1 protein-coding gene and 1 pseudogene are annotated in these 976 nt (G+C 60.0%); both read right to left on the bottom strand.

Features of this window, described 5'->3' with window-relative positions; genetic code table 11:
• The coding region (locus EXE44_RS17120; RefSeq protein WP_241991871.1) for a SipW-dependent-type signal peptide-containing protein at window positions 1-212 on the bottom strand (212 nt) is incomplete at its 3' end.
• Window positions 213-347: 135 nt separating this feature from the next.
• A pseudogene (locus EXE44_RS20405) lies at window positions 348-976 on the bottom strand (hypothetical protein); the annotation flags it as partial.

The raw sequence follows: 976 nt of genomic DNA, 5'->3' as shown, positions 1-976 counted from the left end.
AAGTCGTCGTAGATCTGTGGGAAGGAGTAGTGTTCCTCCCAGTCTATCTTGAGGTCGAGGCTTCCCGCCGTCAGTTGGTTGTCCTCGAAGCTCTCCGTATCGTTGAACAGGGCGCTCGTCCCGATCCCCGCGCCGGCGCCGGCCGCACCGACCGCGCCCATACCGGCGAGGATCTTACGCCGCGAGAGTTCTAAGTTGTTGTCGCTTGACATTGTTCGTCCCCTCCTGGGGAAGACCCACCGGCGGAGTCGAACCGCCGTTACGCGGCGTCACCGCGGACCGGGCCGCCTACGAGGCGACCCCGGACACCGTATGGGTCGGGAACTGCTTCGGTTGGTTCGAGTATCTTAGTTCGCGCTACCGTCGACCTCAGAGGCGTTCGCGGGTTCGGAGTTGTTCCGCACCTGCTCGAGGCTCCAAGTGAGGTCGAAAGTGAGACTGTCCCCCTGAACGACGTTTCCAACACTAACCGGTAGTGTGAATTCGACGAGATGGGTCACGCGATTCGTATCGACGTTAGCTTGACTGGTGTCACCGCCGACTCGCGTAGCAGAGTCACCAGCAGCACCGTGGCCGGCAGGAGTGCCTCCGTCCCGTCCCCGGTAGAGCAGTCCGCTCAGGAGGTCGGCCAACAGGATCGAGTTACCGGTGCTGTTGGGGAAGTCACCCGGGAATCCGTCGTCATCTGTGATCGAGACAGAACTACTTGGGGCCCCATTATTCGCATCACCAGATTCGTACCCAAGAGACGTGATTTCGAGGTAGTTGAGGAGTTCACCCTGGGTACCCTGGGTAGCAGTTGAGTTAGTGATGTTGCCGTCCGCACTAGCTTCGGGCTCAGTATTGACGTTGTCCGCGTTTTCAGTCACGTCACCCGTGAGAGCGAGGTAGCCTGGGTTCCCAGTCACCACAGGGTCAACGGCGATGACGAAGCTGTCACCGGGCTTGATGTCCTCGACAGTAATTCCCACTGCCG

It is taken from the genome of Halorubrum sp. SS7, assembly GCF_005435055.1.
GTDB classification, from domain to species: Archaea; Halobacteriota; Halobacteria; order Halobacteriales; family Haloferacaceae; genus Halorubrum; species Halorubrum salinarum.
The sequence above is the reverse complement of the archived record's forward strand: the minus strand, read 5'-3'. Positions and strand labels throughout refer to the sequence as shown.